Source organism: Nocardioides exalbidus (genome assembly GCF_900105585.1).
In the GTDB taxonomy this organism is placed as follows: Bacteria; Actinomycetota; Actinomycetes; order Propionibacteriales; family Nocardioidaceae; genus Nocardioides; species Nocardioides exalbidus.
This window is the reverse complement of sequence record NZ_FNRT01000002.1, coordinates 3,510,541-3,526,092: the sequence shown is the minus strand read 5'-3', so window position 1 is coordinate 3,526,092 and position 15,552 is coordinate 3,510,541. Positions and strand designations below refer to the sequence as shown.

Annotated in this window: 12 protein-coding genes and 1 tRNA gene; 3 read left to right on the top strand and 10 right to left on the bottom strand. The window is 69.5% G+C overall.

Annotation, left to right across the window (positions count from 1 at the left end; genetic code table 11):
• The first annotated feature begins 25 nt into the window (after positions 1-25).
• Complete coding sequence (locus tag BLV76_RS17240; protein ID WP_090970584.1) at positions 26-463, top strand: hotdog fold thioesterase; 438 nt, start codon at positions 26-28, stop codon at positions 461-463.
• Positions 464-479: 16 nt separating this feature from the next.
• Here the strand turns inward: BLV76_RS17240 and BLV76_RS17235 are convergent, their stop codons facing one another.
• From BLV76_RS17235 to BLV76_RS17205, 7 genes are all read right to left on the bottom strand, one after another.
• Positions 480-1,034: a GNAT family N-acetyltransferase gene (locus tag BLV76_RS17235; protein ID WP_175539720.1), complete on the bottom strand. Its 555-nt coding sequence runs from the start codon at positions 1,032-1,034 to the stop codon at positions 480-482.
• A gap of 117 nt (positions 1,035-1,151) precedes the next feature.
• Positions 1,152-1,850, bottom strand: a complete 699-nt coding sequence (locus BLV76_RS17230) for an ABC transporter ATP-binding protein (RefSeq protein WP_245734725.1) — start codon at positions 1,848-1,850, stop codon at positions 1,152-1,154.
• 1 nt (position 1,851) lies between these two features.
• Positions 1,852-2,799 carry an ABC transporter ATP-binding protein gene (locus BLV76_RS17225; protein ID WP_090970579.1) on the bottom strand — a complete coding sequence of 316 codons (948 nt, stop codon included), beginning with the start codon at positions 2,797-2,799 and terminating at the stop codon, positions 1,852-1,854.
• Positions 2,792-3,931 (bottom strand): branched-chain amino acid ABC transporter permease, encoded by a 1,140-nt coding sequence (locus tag BLV76_RS17220; RefSeq protein ID WP_090970578.1) that lies wholly within the window; start codon positions 3,929-3,931, stop codon positions 2,792-2,794. Before BLV76_RS17220 ends, BLV76_RS17225 begins: the two co-directional genes overlap by 8 nt.
• Entirely contained in the window at positions 3,928-4,899 is a 972-nt protein-coding gene (locus BLV76_RS17215) for a branched-chain amino acid ABC transporter permease (RefSeq protein WP_090970576.1), read from the bottom strand. The genes BLV76_RS17220 and BLV76_RS17215 overlap by 4 nt, the downstream gene beginning before the upstream one ends.
• Before the next feature lie 100 nt (positions 4,900-4,999).
• On the bottom strand, positions 5,000-6,151 hold the full coding sequence (locus tag BLV76_RS17210; protein WP_090970574.1) for a branched-chain amino acid ABC transporter substrate-binding protein: 1,152 nt from the start codon (positions 6,149-6,151) through the stop codon (positions 5,000-5,002).
• A gap of 252 nt (positions 6,152-6,403) precedes the next feature.
• Positions 6,404-7,036, bottom strand: coding sequence for an ANTAR domain-containing response regulator (locus tag BLV76_RS17205; RefSeq protein ID WP_090970572.1), 633 nt, complete (start codon positions 7,034-7,036; stop codon positions 6,404-6,406).
• Between the two features lie 37 nt (positions 7,037-7,073).
• On the opposite strand from BLV76_RS17205, the gene BLV76_RS17200 reads away from it, so the two are divergent.
• Positions 7,074-7,156, top strand: a tRNA-Leu gene (locus tag BLV76_RS17200).
• Positions 7,157-7,194: 38 nt separating this feature from the next.
• A complete protein-coding gene (locus BLV76_RS17195; RefSeq protein WP_090970570.1) occupies positions 7,195-7,974 on the top strand; it encodes a transcriptional regulator in 780 nt (259 codons plus the stop codon).
• A gap of 3 nt (positions 7,975-7,977) precedes the next feature.
• Here BLV76_RS17195 and pyk read toward each other — a convergent pair whose 3' ends face one another.
• The 3 genes from pyk to gltB form a co-directional block, all read right to left on the bottom strand.
• Positions 7,978-9,423, bottom strand: a complete 1,446-nt coding sequence (gene pyk, locus BLV76_RS17190) for a pyruvate kinase (RefSeq protein ID WP_090972878.1) — start codon at positions 9,421-9,423, stop codon at positions 7,978-7,980.
• A gap of 108 nt (positions 9,424-9,531) precedes the next feature.
• On the bottom strand, positions 9,532-11,007 hold the full coding sequence (locus BLV76_RS17185; RefSeq protein ID WP_090970569.1) for a glutamate synthase subunit beta: 1,476 nt from the start codon (positions 11,005-11,007) through the stop codon (positions 9,532-9,534).
• Complete coding sequence (gene gltB, locus BLV76_RS17180; protein ID WP_090970567.1) at positions 11,000-15,550, bottom strand: glutamate synthase large subunit; 4,551 nt, start codon at positions 15,548-15,550, stop codon at positions 11,000-11,002. Before gltB ends, BLV76_RS17185 begins: the two co-directional genes overlap by 8 nt.
• Between the last annotated feature and the right edge of the window lie 2 nt (positions 15,551-15,552).

The window sequence follows — 15,552 nt, the reverse complement described above, 5'->3', positions numbered from 1 at the left end:
TCGCCACCGACAGCAGAATGGCCGCATGAGCACACCCGAGAGCCTCGCCGACCTCAGCATCGAGGAGTTCCTCGCCTACATGCCGCAGGGCATGGGCCGGCTCAACGAGAAGATGGGCATCGAGCTCGTCGAGATCTCCGCCGAGCGACTCGTCGCCACGATGCCGGTCGAGGGCAACACCCAGCCGTTCGGCCTGCTGCACGGCGGAGCCTCGGTCGTCCTCGCCGAGACGCTCGGGTCCGTCGGCTCGGCGATCCACGCCCATCCCGACAAGATCGCCGTGGGCGTGGACATCAACGCCACGCACCACCGCTCGGCCACGAGCGGGACGGTCACCGCGACCGCGACGGCCGTCCACCTGGGACGCTCGTCGACGTCCTACGAGATCGTCATCACCGACGAGCGCGGCAAGCGCGTCTGCACCTCGCGCATCACGTGCGCACTGGTGCCGATGCCCCAGTAGGGACGAGCGGCAGCCGTCAGCCCGGGACGCGCTCGCGCCGGATCCGCCGGGCCGCGAGGACCCGGTCGATGCGCTGCTTGCTGGTCGCGGCCGGAGTGACCTGGCGCGACTGGGGCAGGCGGGCTCGCACCGCGCTGGTGGTGGCCGCGCGCAGGGTCGCCTGCGGGGCGAACGAGAGCCGGGCCATGAAGCGGTTCGCGTCGCGGGCCTCGGCGGCCGCCGCGGTCTGGACGTGGCTGATGCCGTGCTGCTCGGCGAAGCGGCACGCCACCTCCATCAGTGCGCTCCCGACGCCCTTGCGGCGGAACCGCTGGAAGACGTGGGGCGACACCGCGAGCACGGCGGGCTCGAGGTTGAGCGGGGTGAAGGTCGAGGCCTCGAGGTAGACCGCGCCCGCGACCTCGCCGTCGATCTCGGCGACGGCCACGCACTGGTCCTCGCGAGCGGCCGCCGTCGTGACCACCCGGGTCACGTCGGCGAGCTGCTCGTCGAGACTCCCCTTGCGCAGGATGTCGCACCAGAGGTCACGCAGCTGCGCGACGTCCGACGGTCCCGCTGCGCGTACGGTCACCGGCGTCCGACTCATCGACCCACCACTTCCTCGAGCACCGACAGTGGCCCCCAGCCGACTCGATGCGGCACCACCACCGGGCGAGACTATCGCCCGGTCCCTCATCCCGCCATGCCTTCAGGCGACGCCGAGGTACGCCTCGCGCACCGACGGGTCGTCGAGCAGCTCGGCACCCGAGCCGGTCTTGACGATGTTGCCCGTCTCGAGGACGTAGGCCCGGTCGCTGCGCGAGAGCGCCTGCTTGGCGTTCTGCTCGACGACCAGGATCGTCGTGCCCTGCTGCGAGATCTCGGTGATGATGTCGAAGATCTGCTGGATCAGCATCGGCGCGAGGCCCATCGAGGGCTCGTCGAGCATCAGCAGCTTGGGTCGCGACATCAGCGCGCGGCCGATGGCGAGCATCTGCTGCTCACCGCCCGACATCGTGCCTGCGATCTGCTTCTTGCGCTCGAGGAGGCGCGGGAACAGGCCGAAGACGCGGTCGTAGTCCTCGTCGATGGCCCCCTTGTCCTTGCGGGTGTACGCCCCCATGTTGAGGTTCTCGGTGACCGACATGCCCGGGAAGATCCCGCGGCCCTCGGGGCACAGGACCAGGCCCTTGCGCAGGCGCTGGTCCGCCCGCAGCTTCGTGACGTCCTCTCCGTCGAAGAACACGGTGCCGGCCGCGAGCCCGCGCACGCCGGACAGCGCCCGCATGGTGGAGGTCTTCCCGGCGCCGTTGGCGCCGATCAGGGAGACGACCTCACCCTCGTTGACCTCGACCGTGATCCCGTGGAGGGCCTCGATCTTGCCGTAGTTGAGAACGGCGTCCTTCATCTCAAGCAGCATCGTCGGGCTCTCCCAGGTAGGCGGCGATGACCTTCGGGTTGCGGGCGACCTCGTCGGGCGTGCCCTCGGCGATCTTCTGGCCGAACTCGAGGACGACGATCCGGTCGGTCACGCCGAGGACCAGCTTCATGTCGTGCTCGATGACCAGGACCGTGTGCCCCAGGTCGCGGATCCGGCGGATGAGGCCCATGAGGTCCTCCTTCTCCGCCGGGTTGAAGCCGGCAGCCGGCTCGTCGAGGCAGATCAGCTCCGGCTCGGTGGCCAGGGCACGAGCGATCTCCAGGCGGCGCTGGTAGCCGTAGGGCAGGTTGCGCGCCAGCTCGTGGGCCCGGTCGGCGATGCCGACGAAGCGCAGCAGCTCCATCGAGCGACGGCGACCGGCGCGCTCCTCGAGGGTGTGGCGGCTGATGCCGAACACCTTGGCGAAGCTGCGACGGATGCCGCTCTCGGGCAGCTCCTCCTCCGACGGGCGCACCCGGTACAGGCGGAACAGCACGCCGGGCACGCTCGTCTTGTGGCGGGCGTCGCAGCCCACCATGACGTTCTCCATGGCCGACATCTCCGGGAAGAGCCGGATGTTCTGGAACGTGCGCGCGATGCCGAGGTGGTTGATCTTGTGGGGCTTGGTCCCCGCGATCTCCTTGCCCTTGAACCGGATCTTGCCCTCGGTGGGGGTGTAGACGCCCGTCATCGCGTTGAAGCAGGTCGTCTTGCCCGCGCCGTTGGGGCCGATCAGGCCGAGGATCTCTCCGCGGCGGATCTGGAAGTTGACGTCGTTGAGCGCCACGACACCGCCGAAGCGGAGGGTGACATGGTCGACCTCGAGCAGCACGCTGCCCTCGGGCCCGGACGTCTCGATCTCGATCGCCTCGTGGTTGGAGGTGTCCTTGAGCACCACCTGGTCCTCGACGGCACCTTCGGTCTTGTGGTCAGGCATCTGCTGCCGCCTCCTCCGCCTCGTGGCGTCGATCCTCGAACTCCCTGGCCCTTCTCCTGCTGGGGGCCAGACCCTGCGGTCGCAGGATCATCACGGCCACCAGCGCGACGCCGAACGCGAACGGGCGCCAGTCGACGAACTCGCGGAAGCGCTCGGGGAGGTAGGTGAGCAGGAAGGCACCGAGGAGGGCACCGAAGATGTTGCCCGAGCCTCCGATGACGACCATGGCCACGAAGAGGAACGACAGCTGGACCATGAACGCGTTGGGCTCGACGTACTGCTGCTTCGAGCCGAACAGCAGCCCGGCGAGGCCACCCAGGGTGGCGCCGATGGCGAACGCCCACAGCTTGAACTTGAAGCCGGCGACGCCCATGACGGCAGCGGCGTCCTCGTCCTCGCGGATGGCCAGCCAGGCACGGCCGACACGGCTGTTCTCCAGGCGACGAGCCAGGAAGATGATCAGGATCAGGATCGTCAGGGCCAGCCAGTACCAGCGCTCCGCGTCGATCGTGTTGAAGAACGAGCGACCGTCGATCTCCGGGCCGGGAGGCACCGGGACACCGATGATGCCCGTGGCACCGTTGGTGACGTTGTCCAGGTTGCGCGCGGTGATGCGGATGATCTCGCCGAACCCGAGCGTGACGATCGCGAGGTAGTCACCGCGCAGGCGCAGCGTCGGCGCACCGAGCAGCACGCCGGCGATCAGGGACATCACGATCGCGATCGGGATGCAGATCGCGAACGGGACCGCCCACTCCTCCGAGAACCCGAACTTGCTCTGCATCGCCTGGACGACCGGGGAGTTGGTCGACCCGAACAGGGCGACCGAGTAGGCGCCGAGGGCGTAGAAGCCGACGTAGCCGAGGTCGAGCAGGCCGGCGAGGCCGATCACGACGTTGAGGCCGACCGCCACGATCATGTAGACGACGACGAGGAACAGCACGCTCGCCCAGTCGGAACCGCTCGCGGTGAGGTCGGTGCGGATGTAGGCGAACGGCAGGACGTTGAGGTACGGCAGGTAGAACGCGAAGGCGATCACCAGCAGCATGACGAACCAGCGGACGGGCTTGGGAGCACCGTCCCAGCGGTCGCCGATCCGGAGGCCGCGGTAGGCGGCAGTGATCTGACTCATGCGCGTGCCTTTCCGAGGGACTCACCCAGCAGGCCGGTCGGACGGAACATCAGGACCACGACGAGCACGACGAACGCGTAGACGTTGGTCCAGCTCGAGTCCCACACAGCGGAGGCGTAGACCTCGACGATGCCGAGGAAGAGCCCACCGACGAGGGCGCCACGCAGGTTGCCGATGCCGCCGAGGACCGCGGCCGTGAAGGCCTTCAGCCCGATGATGAAGCCGATGTCGAACTTCGTGATGTCGTACTGGACCGTGTAGAGCAGCGCGGCCACACCGGCCATCGCGCCTCCCAGCACGAACACCAGCATGATGACGCGCTCCTGGTTGACACCCATGAGCGAGGCGGTGTCCGGGTCCTGCGCCACGGCGCGGACGCCGCGGCCGAGCCGGCTCTTGTTCACGAAGGTGTCGAGGGCGAGCATCATCACGATCGCGCCGACGATGATCAGCACGCGCGTGTTGCTCACCGCGAGGTCGACGCCGGGGATCGTGAAGAGGGTCTTGGTCTCCAGCACCGACGGGATGTTGACCGTGACGCGGCCGAAGGGCTGGCCGAAGAAGAACCGCAGCAGCTGGCCGAAGGTCTCCACCAGCACCATCGAGCAGCCGATGCCGGTGATCAGGAAGATGAGCGGCGGAGCGCCCTTCTTGCGGAGCGGTCGGTAGGCGATCCGCTCGACGGCGAGGGCTGTTCCGGCCGAGGCGAGCATGGCCACCAGCAGTGCGAGCACGGTGGCCGCGATGACCATCCCGGCTCCCATTCCGGCCGTCGCACCGATCACGGTGTACGTGCCGAGCACCGCCCAGGTGCCCACCATGAACACCTCGGAGTGTGCGAAGTTGATCAGCTTCATCACGCCGTACACCATCGTGTAGCCGAGCGCGACGAGCGCGTAGATGGATCCGCGGGTGATGCCGTCAAGTGTGTGACGGTCCAACCCGCTGATCAGGGCATCGAAGTCCACTCAGGACCCTCCCAGGTCGTGGCCCGGTTCGGGCCATGGAACGGGGGCGGTCGGGTTGGACCCGACCGCCCCCGCGTGAAACATGAACGATCCGTCAGGATCAGGGGCTGACCTCGACCTCGGGGGTGAGCTTCCCGTCGGTGTTCTTGTAGGCCCAGTAGGAGACCTGGTCGGCCGGAACGTCGCCGTTCTCGTCGAACGCGATGTCCTTGCTCAGGCCCTCACCGGTGTAGTCGTTGACGAACGCCAGGACGTCCTCGCGGGTGCGGGCACCATCGTCGAGCGCGGCCAGGAAGACGCTCATCGCGTCGTAGCCCTCAGCGGCGTAGGCGCCGGGAGCGCCACCGAACTCGTCCTCGAAGTCGGACGCGAACGTGCTGGACTCGTCGATCGGGGCGCAGGGGCACATCACGACGGCACCCTCGCCGGCGTCGCCGACGGCCTTGCCGAAGTCGGCACCGTAGAGGCCGTCACCGCCGATGAACGGAGCGGTGATGCCGGCGTCGCGGATCTGCTTGAGCAGGGGCGCGGCCTCGGCGATGTAGCCGCCGTACATGATCGCGTCGGGCTGGGCCGACTCCATCTTGGAGATGGTGGGCGCGAAGTCGGTCTGGCCGACCTCGGTCTTGTCGCGCTGCACCATCTTGTCGCCGAGGGTCTCCTCGACGCGGTCCGCCAGCGGCTCGCCGTAGGCCTCGGAGTTGTCGACGACGAAGACCTTGGTCGCGCCGACCTCGTCGGTCAGGTACTTGGCGATGGCCGCACCCTGGTAGTCGTCGTAGGGCACGAGACGGTGGAAGACCTCGACCGGGTCCTCCTGGGTGAGGTCGGTCGCGGTGGCGGACTGGCTGATCATGGGGATCCCGCCGTCCTGGTAGATCGACTTGGTCGCGCGGGTCTCACCGGAGAACGCGCCACCGATGACGCCGATGAACGAGTCGTCGCCGGCGATCTGGGTCGCGACGGGCGTGGCCTTGGCCGGGTCACCCTCGGTGTCGAAACGCTCCAGGGTCACGGTGCAGTCGCCACCGTCCCACTGGTCGAGCGCCAGCTGGGCGCCGTCGACCGACGGGATGACGATGCTGGCGTTGGCGCCGGACAGCGCACCCATCGCACCGATCTTGAAGTCGCAGTCGCCGCCGCTGGCGTCGCTGCCGCCACCGCCGGTGTCGGTCGTGCCACACGCGGTCAGCGCAAGGCCGGCCACCGCGGTGAACGCGACTGCCTGCCACGTCTTGGACGAGCGGATCATGGATCCCTCCACAGTTCTATGGGCTGTCCACCTCGGCAGCCTCGTGGCGGGAACCTAACACCATGAATGTGGCCCGGGACACGATTGGGAGGGTCGAGTTGCCTGCCGTTGCCGATTCGTGACCATCCGGTCTGGTCCGGAAACACAACCGAAACGTGGTGCGAGGGCGCGCGAAACAGCGCCCTAACGGGTGGGTTCGGGCCGGAACGGGCAGGATCGGACTTTCGGCGCTCGGTCAGGGGAGCGTCGTGCTCAGGCGCCCTCGGCTCCCCCGAGGCCGGCCACGCCGTGCTCGACGACGCCGTCGGCCACCTGCTTCATCGACAGCCGCAGGTCCATGGCCGTCTTCTGGATCCAGCGGAAGGCGTCGCCCTCGCTCAGGCCCAGCTTCTCCTGCAGCACGCCCTTGGCCCGGTCGACCGACTTGCGGGTGTCGAGCGACTCCTGGAGGTCCGACACCTCGCGCTCGAGGACGGTGATCTCGGCGTACCGGCTCACCGCCATCTCGATCGCGGGGACGAGGTCGCCGCGCTGGAACGGCTTGACGAGGTACGCCATCGCGCCGGCGTCGCGCGCCCGCTTCACCAGGTCGCGCTGGGAGAACGCGGTGAGGATCACGACCGGTGCGATCCGCTCGGCCGCGATCGCCTCGGCGGCCGCGATCCCGTCGAGGACCGGCATCTTCACGTCGAGGATCACCAGGTCGGGCCGGAGGTCGCGCGCGAGCTCGATGGCCTTCTGCCCGTCACCCGCCTGGCCGACGACCTCGTAGCCCTCCTCGCCCAGCATCTCGGCGAGGTCCATCCGGATCAGCGCCTCGTCCTCGGCGATCACGACGCGGCGTACGACGTCCTGGGCGGTGCTGGCGTCCACGGGCTGGGTCACGGCTCCAAGGCTAGTTCCGCTACGGTGTGCCCACCTAGCCGGGTTGGCGGAATGGCAGACGCGGTGGTCTCAAACACCACTGCCCGCAAGGGCGTGTGGGTTCGACTCCCACACCCGGCACGCGTGTCGGTGTCGGTGGCCCCGGGCACGCTGGCGACATGGTCCACGTGCGTCCGCAGTCGACGGTCGACTCGGCCCTGCGGTGCTCCGATGCGGGCATGCGCGATGCCGACAACGCCGAGCTGCACGGCGTCGCGGTGAAGACGATCCGCAGGTGGCGTCGGCTCTACCGACGACGGGGACTGCCTCGGGGTCAGGGACACCTCGCTCCCCCGTGCCCCCGCTGCGACGATGCCGCGCTGTCGGAGCAGGAGTACGCCGAGCTGCTGGGGTGGTACCTCGGGGATGGCCACATCAGCCTCGGGCGGCGAGGCGTGTACAACCTCCACGTCATCAACGACGCCCGTTACGCCGCCCTCAACGCGCACCTGCTGGAGCTGATGGCCACCGTGAAGCCGGGAGGCAGGCCTCACACGAGGCTGGTCCCGGGTGCTGTCGTCACGACGGTGTCGTGGAAGCACTGGCCCTGCTTGATCCCCCAGCACGGCGCCGGCCGCAAGCACGAGCGCACCATCGCGCTCGAGGACTGGCAGCGCGAGGTGGTGGAGGCGCACCCAGCCGACTTCCTCCGTGGCCTCTTCCACTCCGACGGCGCCCGCGTGAACAACTGGGCGTCGCGGGTCGTGGCGGGCGAGAAGCGTCGGTACCACTACCCGCGCTGGCAGTTCAGCAACGCCAGCGAGGACATCATTGGCCTCTGCACCTGGGCACTCGATCTGGTCGAGGTTCCGTGGCGCAGGTCTTCCCAGCGAATGGTGTCGGTGTCCCGACGTGGGGCCGTCGCTCGCCTCGACGAGCTGATCGGCCCCAAGGTCTAGCCGTCAGCTGCGCCGGTAGGCCGGTGCGGCACCGGAGATCGCATCGCCCATCCGGTGGATCCGGAGCGCGTTGGTGGAGCCGGGGATGCCGGGCGGGCTGCCGGCGATGATGACGACGAGGTCGCCCTCCTTCACGCGGCCGATGTGGAGCAGCGACTCGTCGACCTGGCGCACCATCTCGTCGGTGTGCTCGACCTCGGCGCCCTGGAAGGTCTCCACGCCCCACGTCAGCGCGAGCTGCGAACGGGTGCGGGCGGTCGGGGTGAAGGCGAGGACCGGGATGGGGCCGCGATAGCGCGAGAGCCGCTTGGCCGAGTCGCCGCTGACGGTGAAGGCGACGACGTACTTGGCGTTGACGCTCTCGGCCACCTCGGCGGCGGCCTTGGCGATGATGCCGCCGCGGGTGTGCGGCTTCCAGGTCACGGCGGCCATGTGGCTGAGGCCGTGGTCCTCGGTCGACTCGACGATGCGGGCCATGGTCTCGACGGCGATGATGGGGAACTCCCCCACGCTCGTCTCGCCGGAGAGCATCACCGCGTCGGCGCCGTCGAGCACGGCGTTGGCCACGTCGCTCGCCTCGGCGCGGGTCGGCGCGGGCGCGGTGATCATCGACTCCAGCATCTGGGTGGCGACGATGACCGGCTTGGCGTTGCGGCGCGCCTTGTCGATGATGAGCTTCTGGTGGATCGGGACGTCCTCGAGCGGGCACTCCACGCCGAGGTCGCCGCGGGCGACCATGATGCCGTCGAAGGCGTCGACGATCTCGTCGATGTTGGCGATCGCCTGGGGCTTCTCGATCTTCGCGATCACGGGCACGAAGATGTTTTCCTCGCGCATGATCTTGCGCACGTCCTCGGCGTCCTCGGCGCTGCGCACGAAGCTCAGCGCGATGAAGTCGACGCCGAGCCTGAGCGCCCAGCGCAGGTCCTCGGTGTCCTTGTCCGACAGCGCGGGCACCGACACCGCGACGCCGGGCAGGTTGATGCCCTTGTTGTTGGAGACCTTGCCGGGCACGACGACCTCGGTCACCACGTCGGTGTCGTCGACCGACAGCACCTGGAGGCGCACCTTGCCGTCGTCGATGAGCAGCGGGTCGCCCGCCTTCACGTCGCCGGGCAGTCCCTTGTAGGTCGTGCCGCACTGGTCGACGTCGCCCACCACGTCGCGCGTGGTGATGGTGAAGGTGGCACCCCGCTTGAGCTTCACCGGGCCGTCGCCGAAGGTCTCCAGGCGGATCTTCGGACCCTGGAGGTCGGCGAAGATGCCGATGGCCCTGCCGGTCTCGTCGGAGGTCTTCCGCACCAGGCGGTAGACCGCCTCGTGGTCGGCGTACGCGCCGTGGCTCATGTTGAGCCGGGCGACGTCCATGCCGGCGTCGACGAGGGCGCGGATGCCCTCCGGGGTGTTCACTGCAGGCCCGAGGGTGCAGACGATCTTTGCTCTACGCACGTGCTTCACCCTATCGCAGATTGGATCGTTCCAAAGCAGATGGGTTACTGCGCGTCCCGCTGAAACGCCGGGCGGGGGCCTCCCCCACCCGGCGTCGCAGCAGACCGGTCAGACGACCAGCGGACGCTCGTGCGGCTTGATCGGCGCGGGCAGCGTCGTCGAGCCGGTGAGGTGCGCGTCGACGGCGGCAGCGGCGCTGCGGCCCTCGGCGATCGCCCAGACGATGAGCGACTGGCCACGACCCACGTCGCCGGCGACGTAGACGCCCGGGACGGACGAGGCGTACGACGCGTCGCGCTTGACGTTGCCGCGCTCGTCGAGCTCCACGCCGAGCTGCTCGATCAGGCCGGGCTCTCCCCCGGCGAGCTTCTTCTCCGGACCGACGAAGCCCATCGCGAGCAGCACGAGCTGTGCCGGGATCTCGCGCTCGGTGCCCTCCACGGGCTGGAACTTCGCGTCGACCTCGACCAGCCGGAGCGAGGCGACGTTGCCGTCCGCGTCGCCCACGAACTCCTTCGTGGACGTGGCGTAGATCCGGTCGCCGCCCTCCTCGTGCGCGGACGACACGCGGAAGAGCATGGGGTACGTCGGCCACGGCTGGCCGGCGGGTCGCTCCCCGCCGGGCTGGGGCATGATCTCCAGCTGCGTGATCGAGCGGGCGCCCTGCCGGATCGACGTGCCGAGGCAGTCGGCGCCGGTGTCGCCGCCACCGATGATGACGACGTCCTTGTCGGTGGCCAGGATCTGGCCCTCGACCTCCTCGCCCAGCGCGACCCGGTTGGCCTGCGGCAGGAACTCCATGGCCTGGTGGATGCCGCCGAGCTCGCGGCCGGTGGCCGGGAGGTCGCGGGCCTCGGTCGCGCCCATGGCCAGCACGACGGCGTCGTACCGGGCCAGCAGCTGCGGGCCGGTGATGTCGCCACCGACGTTGACGCCGGCGCGGAAGACGGTGCCCTCGCGACGCATCTGGTCCAGGCGCCGGTCGAGGTGCTTCTTCTCCATCTTGAACTCGGGGATGCCGAAGCGCATCAGGCCGCCGATCTTCTCGGCCCGCTCGTAGACCGCGACCGTGTGGCCGGCGCGGGTGAGCTGCTGCGCGGCGGCGAGACCGGCCGGACCGGAGCCGATGACGGCGACGGTCTTGCCCGAGAGCCACTCCGGCGGCTGCGGCCGCACGTAGCCCGAGCCCCAGGCGCGGTCGATGATCGAGACCTCGACGTTCTTGATGGTCACCGGGTCCTGGTTGATGCCCAGCACGCAGGCCGTCTCGCAGGGGGCCGGGCACAGGCGACCGGTGAACTCCGGGAAGTTGTTGGTCGCGTGGAGCCGGTCCATCGCGCCGTCCCAGTCGTCACGCCAGACCAGGTCGTTCCACTCCGGGATGATGTTGCCCAGCGGGCAGCCCTGGTGGCAGAACGGGATGCCGCAGTCCATGCAGCGGCTCGCCTGGGTGTTGATGATCGGCAGCAGCGCGCGGCCGATGCCGTCGGGGTAGACCTCGTCCCAGTCCTGGACGCGCTCGGCGACCTCGCGACGCGAGGCGACCTCGCGACCGCTCTTGAGAAAGCCCTTCGGGTCAGCCATGCAGCACCTCCATGATGCGGGCGTTGGCCTGGTCCTCGTCGAGACCCTCCGAGAGGGCCTCCTCACGAGCCTCCAGCACGCGCTTGAAGTCGCCCGGCATCACCTCGGTGAAGCGGGCGAGGGAGTTGTCCCAGTCGGCGAGCAGCGCCGTGGCGACGGCGGAGCCGGTCTCCTCGGCGTGCGCCTCGACCAGGGTCTTGAGCTCGTCGGCGGCCTTGCCCGTCACGGGCGCGAGCTCGACCAGCTCGGGGTTGACCCGCGCCTCGTCGAGGTCGAGCACGAAGGCGTAGCCGCCCGACATGCCCGCCGCGAAGTTGCGGCCCGTCGGACCCAGCACGACGACGACGCCGCCGGTCATGTACTCGCAGCCGTGGTCGCCCACGCCCTCGACGACCGCGCTGGCACCGGAGTTGCGGACGCAGAAGCGCTCGCCGACCCGGCCGCTCAGGAAGATCTGGCCGGACGTGGCTCCGTAGCCGACGGTGTTGCCGCCGATGACCTGCTCGGAGGCGTCGAACGTCGCGGCCCGGTCCGGGCGCACGACCAGGCGACCGCCCGAGAGTCCCTTGCCGACGTAGTCGTTGGCGTCGCCCTCGAGGCGCAGCGTCACGCCGCGGGGAACGAAGGCGCCGAACGACTGGCCGGCCGAGCCGGTGAGGGTGATGTCGATCGTGCCGTCGGGCAGGCCCTCGCCGCGGTAGCGCTTGGTCACCTCGTGTCCGAGCATCGTGCCGACGGTGCGGTTGACGTTGCGGATCGCGACCTGCGCGCGCACCGGCTCACCGGACTCCAGCGCCGGAGCGGCGATGGCGATGAGCTCGTTGTCGAGCGCCTTGTCGAGGCCGTGGTCCTGGCCCTTGGTGTTGCGCAGGTCCTGGTCCTCGAACTGGCCGAACTCACCGTGGCGCGAGGCCTGGTGGAGGATCGGCGCGAGGTCGAGGCCCGCGGCCTTCCAGTGGTCGACCGCCTGGGCGACGTCCAGCGTGCCGACCTGGCCGACCGCCTCGGCGATGCTGCGGAAGCCCAGCTGGGCGAGCAGCTCGCGCACCTCCTGCGCGATGAACTCGAAGAAGTTCACGACGTAGTCGGCCTGGCCGCTGAAGCGCTCGCGCAGGACGGGGTTCTGCGTGGCGACGCCCACGGGGCAGGTGTCGAGGTGGCAGACCCGCATCATGATGCAGCCGCTGACGACGAGCGGAGCGGTGGCGAAGCCGAACTCCTCGGCGCCGAGCAGCGCCGCGATGATGACGTCGCGACCGGTCTTCAGCTGGCCGTCGGCCTGCACGACGATCCGGTCGCGCAGCCCGTTGAGCAGCAGGGTCTGCTGGGTCTCGGCCAGGCCGAGCTCCCACGGACCGCCGGCGTGCTTGAGCGAGGTGAGCGGCGAGGCGCCGGTGCCGCCGTCGTGGCCGGAGACCAGCACGACGTCGGCGTGCGCCTTGGAGACACCTGCCGCGACCGTGCCGATGCCGACCTCGGACACGAGCTTCACGTGGACGCGTGCCGAGGGGTTGGCGTTCTTGAGGTCGTGGATCAGCTGCGCCAGGTCCTCGATCGAGTAGATGTCGTGGTGCGGCGGCGGGCTGATCAGGCCGACGCCCGGCGTGGAGTGCCGGGTCTTGGCCACCCACGGGTAGACCTTGTGGCCGGGCAGCTGGCCGCCCTCGCCGGGCTTGGCGCCCTGCGCCATCTTGATCTGGATGTCGTCGGCGTTGGTGAGGTACTCCGACGTCACGCCGAACCGGCCCGAGGCGACCTGCTTGATCGACGAGCGGCGCTCGGGGTCGTAGAGGCGGTCGGGGTCCTCGCCGCCCTCGCCGGTGTTGGACTTCGCACCCAGCCGGTTCATCGCGATCGCGAGGGTCTCGTGCGCCTCCTGGCTGATCGAGCCGTAGGACATCGCACCGGTCGAGAAGCGCTTGACGATCTCCGAGACCGGCTCGACCTCGTCGATGTCGATGGGCTCGCGCCCCGACCCGCTGCCGTCCTTGAAGGTGAACAGGCCGCGCAGGGTCATCAGCCGCTCGGACTGCTGGTTGACCCGGTCGGTGTACTGCTTGAAGACGTCGTAGCTGCCGCTGCGGGTGGCGTGCTGCAGCCGGAAGACCGTCTCGGGGTCGAACAGGTGCGGCTCGCCCTCGCGACGCCACTGGTACTCACCGCCGGTGTTGAGCTCGCGGTGCGCCGGCGAGATGCCGCCGCGGGGGTACGCCGTCGCGTGCCGGCGCGCGACCTCCTCGGCGATCGTCCCGAGCTCGATGCCGCCGAGCTTGGACGTCGTACCGGTGAAGTAGCGGTCCATCACCGACTGCGAGAGGCCGACGGCCTCGAAGATCTTCGCGCCGGTGTAGGAGGCGACCGTGGAGACGCCCATCTTCGACATCACCTTGAGCACGCCCTTGCCGAGCGCCTTGATGAGGTTCGCGACGGCCTTCTCGGGCTCCACCTTGACGTAGTAGCCCTCGCGGGCGAGGTCCTCGACCGACTCCATGGCGAGGTAGGGGTTGACCGCGGCCGCGCCGTAGCCGACGAGCAGCGCCACGTGGTGCACCTCGCGGACGTCGCCGGCCTCGACGAGCAGGCCCACCTGGGTGCGGGTCTTCTCGCGGACGAGGTGGTGGTGGATCGCGCCGGTGAGCAGCAGCGACGGGATCGGTGCCAGTTCGGCGGTGGCGTGCCGGTCGGACAGCACGATGATGCGCGCACCGTCGGCGATGGCCGCGGAGACCTCGGCGCTGAGCTCGTCGAGCCTGGCGGCCAGCGCCTCCCCTCCCCCGTCGACCTCGTAGAGGCCGCGGACGATGTGGACCTGGAAGCCCGGCATGTCGCCGTTGCGGTTGATGTGCCGGATCTTGGCCAGGTCGTCGTTGGAGAAGACCGGGAACGGCAGCACGATCTGGCGGCACGAGGCCGGGCTCGGGGCCAGGAGGTTGGCCTCCGGACCGATCGAGCCGCTGAGCGAGGTGACGAGCTCCTCGCGGATCGCGTCGAGCGGCGGGTTCGTCACCTGGGCGAACAGCTGGGCGAAGTAGTCGAACAGCAGCCGCGGCTTGTCGCTCAGCGCGGCGATCGGGGTGTCGGTGCCCATCGAGCCGAGCGCCTCGCCACCGGTGTTGGCCATCGGGCTCAGCAGGACGCGCAGCTCCTCCTCGGTGTAGCCGAAGATCTGCTGGCGACGGGTGACCGAGGCGTGCGTGTGCACGATGTGCTCGAGGTCGTCGATGTCGTCGAGGTGGAGCTGGCCGGCGTGCAGCCACTCGTCGTAGGGCTGCTCGGCGGCGAGCTGGCCCTTGATCTCCTCGTCCTCGATGATGCGGTGCTCCTCGGTGTCGACGAGGAACATGCGGCCCGGCTGGAGCCGGCCCTTGCGCACGACGGTGGCGGGGTCGAGGTCGAGGACGCCGACCTCGGAGGCCAGCACGACGAGGCCGTCGTCGGTCACCCAGTAGCGCGACGGGCGCAGGCCGTTGCGGTCGAGGACCGCGCCGATCTGGGTGCCGTCGGTGAACACGACGCAGGCGGGGCCGTCCCACGGCTCCATCAGCATCGAGTGGAACTCGTAGAACGCACGGCGCTTGTCGTCCATCTCGGCGTGGTTCTCCCACGCCTCCGGGATCATCATCAGCACGGCGTGCGGCAGGGAGCGACCACCGAGGTGGAGCAGCTCGAGGACCTCGTCGAACGACGCCGAGTCCGACGCCTCGGGCGTGCAGATCGGGAAGAGCCGCTCGAGGTCGCCGGGGATCAGGTCGCTCTCGAGGAGAGCCTCACGGGCCCGCATCCAGTTGCGGTTGCCCATCACGGTGTTGATCTCGCCGTTGTGCGCGATGAACCTGAACGGGTGCGCCAGCGGCCAGCTCGGGAACGTGTTGGTGGAGAAGCGCGAGTGCACGACGGCCATCGCGGACGCGACGCGCTCGTCGGTCAGGTCGGGGAAGACCTGGTCGAGCTGGTCGGTGGTGAGCATGCCCTTGTAGGCGAGGGTGCGCGAGGAGAGCGACGGGAAGTAGACGTCCGTCTCCGACTCGGCCCGCTTGCGCAGGCAGAACGCCATCCGCTCGAGGCCCATCCCGCTCACGCGGGCTGCCTTGCCCGCGACGAACACCTGCGCGAACGTCGGCATCACGCTGCGCGCGGTCGCGCCGAGCGTGGAGTCGTCGACGGGGACCTCGCGCCAGCCGAGGACCGTGAGGCCCTCCTCGTCGGCGATCTCCTCGATGCGCTGACGGGTCTTCGCGACCTCGTCGGCGTCACCGGGCAGGAAGGCGGTGCCGACGGCGTACGCGCGGGCGGTCGGCAGCTCGAAGTCGACCACGTCGCGCAGGAACGCGTCCGGGACCTGGAGCAGGATGCCGGCGCCGTCGCCGGAGTTGACCTCGGCGCCGGCGGCGCCGCGGTGGTCGAGGTTGCGCAAGGCGGTGAGCGCCTTGGCCACGATGTCGTGGCTCGCCTCCCCTGTCAGCGTCGCCACCATGGCGACTCCACAGGCGTCCTTCTCGTGGCGAGGGTCGTAGAGACCCTGGCTCGGCGGGAATGCGTGCATGG